4 protein-coding genes are annotated in these 1,820 nt (G+C 43.2%); all 4 read right to left on the bottom strand.

Annotated elements, in window-relative coordinates; genetic code table 11:
• Nucleotides 1-188 precede the first annotated feature (188 nt).
• The 4 genes from G468_RS0117405 to G468_RS0117390 are packed head-to-tail and all read right to left on the bottom strand — an operon-like array spanning nt 189 to nt 1,717.
• Nucleotides 189-536: a hypothetical protein gene (locus tag G468_RS0117405; protein ID WP_026824082.1), complete on the bottom strand. Its 348-nt coding sequence runs from the start codon at nt 534-536 to the stop codon at nt 189-191.
• Between the two features lie 10 nt (nt 537-546).
• Nucleotides 547-774, bottom strand: a complete 228-nt coding sequence (locus G468_RS0117400) for a hypothetical protein (protein WP_026824081.1) — start codon at nt 772-774, stop codon at nt 547-549.
• Nucleotides 775-826: 52 nt separating this feature from the next.
• Nucleotides 827-1,288 carry a major tail shaft subunit gene (locus G468_RS0117395; protein WP_026824080.1) on the bottom strand — a complete coding sequence of 154 codons (462 nt, stop codon included), beginning with the start codon at nt 1,286-1,288 and terminating at the stop codon, nt 827-829.
• A 15-nt stretch (nt 1,289-1,303) separates the two neighbouring features.
• Nucleotides 1,304-1,717 (bottom strand): HK97-gp10 family putative phage morphogenesis protein, encoded by a 414-nt coding sequence (locus G468_RS0117390; RefSeq protein WP_026824079.1) that lies wholly within the window; start codon nt 1,715-1,717, stop codon nt 1,304-1,306.
• Nucleotides 1,718-1,820: the final 103 nt, after the last annotated feature.

The following is a 1,820-nucleotide window of genomic DNA, read 5'->3' as shown; positions in this document are numbered from 1 at the left end:
TTGATTAACATCATTATGTGCAATGACTTCATTTTCCGTAATATCTGCGCCTTTGAGTTCACTTTCCAGCAGAAAAAACGCTTGCCAGTGCGTCAGTATTTCGTTCGGTAAAGCTGCGATTTTGCGCGGGTCAGGTTCACCCCATCTATCCGCAAGTTGAAAAAGAAAGCGTAAGCGAGCGGAGTCGGTTAGTTTTTTTTAGCACCATCCAGACTGCCACAGCTAAATTGCTGAACAAATTTGAGGGCTTCAATTAATGATTGCGTGGATTTGGTAGCGATTAACTCCTCTGCGGTAGGCAATTCTTCAGTGGGTAAGGGTTTCCCTGCTTTATCGCAAAGTGTTTTTAAAATCAGGTTTGCTCCCGCAATACTTGCCTGTGTGTTAGAGCCGCTGTCTTGCGCCTGTTTTAACGCTTGCTCATACGTATCAAGCTCAGCAATGGTTAAGCGGCGCAGATAAACATCAACATCAAAAATAGCGTGTTTTTCAACATAACTATCCGGTGCCAATAAGCGTGCTTTAAGTGATGACATGCTATTTACCTTATCCTTTTTCTTCTAGTGCTTTGACACGTTTAGTGAGCGCATCAAGTTCTGATGACAAATCCTTACCCGGTTCGCCTTTATCGCCTTTATCGCCCTTATCTCCTTTTTTGGGTAACGTATTAAGTGCTTCAAAGTTGTCATTGGTTTTACTAAAAGCATCACGTAAGGTGTCACCCGTTCCATCATCCGGTTTTGTGCCAATATTGATTTTTTTGATTTCTATCATCAGTTTACTTTCCTCTTGGTATTATCCGCCGTAAATTTCGTCGTATCGGCGGTTAAGGCTTTGGGGGGGGTACTGTTCCCCAGGTGAGATTATTCTGTTTGCCTTTCACCGTAATTTGAATGACTTCACTGGCTGGCGCACTAATCTCATTCATCTCCCAGCCTGACAGGGCCAAGATCATCGTGGCTGTCCGTTTGTTGGGTAGCTCAATATAAAGTTGGACGGTTTCTCTATTTTGTGCCGCATTTAAAAATGCCGTAAAATTTTCATTTTCGGGATCATCAATAAATCCGAGCGATTTCTCAGGGCCTTCAGGCAAATCAGCTATAAACTGCTTGTTCCGATCTATAAGCGTTGTGCAGTCTATAAAGCTTCCTGTTAATCCTGTTGCGCCTATTGCTCTACAGGTATCCAGAAGTTTCATTGCAGTCACTGCATCCCCTACTTTACCAAATTTAACCACTGCGCCTGCGGGGAGCGTAGCATATTCTGGCGAGGTTTTGTTTTCAGACATAATAACTCCTATTCGTTAACGATGTTTTTCAATGCTGGCGCGAATTTCTGAGGCTAAGGTATTAAGGATAAATTCACGGTGATAATCCAATGCGGGTCGAATGAAAGGTCGTGCTATCTGTTTAACTGTGCCAAACTCTTGCGCGCGCGCTTTCATCATGTGTTTTTTTGAAGGCCCCACTCTAACGGTCATCACAGTTTGAGTGTGGCTATCCTTCATTTTATCTGTTGTCCGTATTTTGATACTCTCGCGCATATGCTCACCTAGATTGCCTACATCAAAACCCGCATGGGCTTTCATATCGGCGAGCACGGGTCTCATTGCTTCACTCCCTGCTTTTCGTAAAACCTTAACCGCAATTTGATCGCCTAATTTTTTTAATGCATCTTCAAGCTCACTTAAGCCTTTCACTTCTACTCGATTTCTCATTTAGCATCCTCCGCATAGGTCAAAATAAAATCCCGCGTGATCCGATAACATATACGGTTTTCTGTCAGTTCTTCCCTGTCCTGAATTAAGTTACCGCGTTCAA

Origin of the sequence: Arsenophonus nasoniae DSM 15247 (assembly GCF_000429565.1) — a bacterium.
Classification (GTDB): Bacteria; Pseudomonadota; Gammaproteobacteria; order Enterobacterales; family Enterobacteriaceae; genus Arsenophonus; species Arsenophonus nasoniae.
Note: the sequence above shows the minus strand (reverse complement) of the source record. Positions and strands in the feature narration are given on the sequence as shown.

What these genes read in the sequence shown, in the direction of transcription:
- G468_RS0117405 (WP_026824082.1), bottom strand. Translation starts at nt 536, where the DNA reads ATGTCATCACTTAAAGCACGCTTATTGGCACCGGATAGTTATGTTGAA.
- G468_RS0117400 (WP_026824081.1), bottom strand. Translation starts at nt 774, where the DNA reads ATGATAGAAATCAAAAAAATCAATATTGGCACAAAACCGGATGATGGA.
- G468_RS0117395 (WP_026824080.1), bottom strand. Translation starts at nt 1,288, where the DNA reads ATGTCTGAAAACAAAACCTCGCCAGAATATGCTACGCTCCCCGCAGGC.
- G468_RS0117390 (WP_026824079.1), bottom strand. Translation starts at nt 1,717, where the DNA reads ATGAGAAATCGAGTAGAAGTGAAAGGCTTAAGTGAGCTTGAAGATGCA.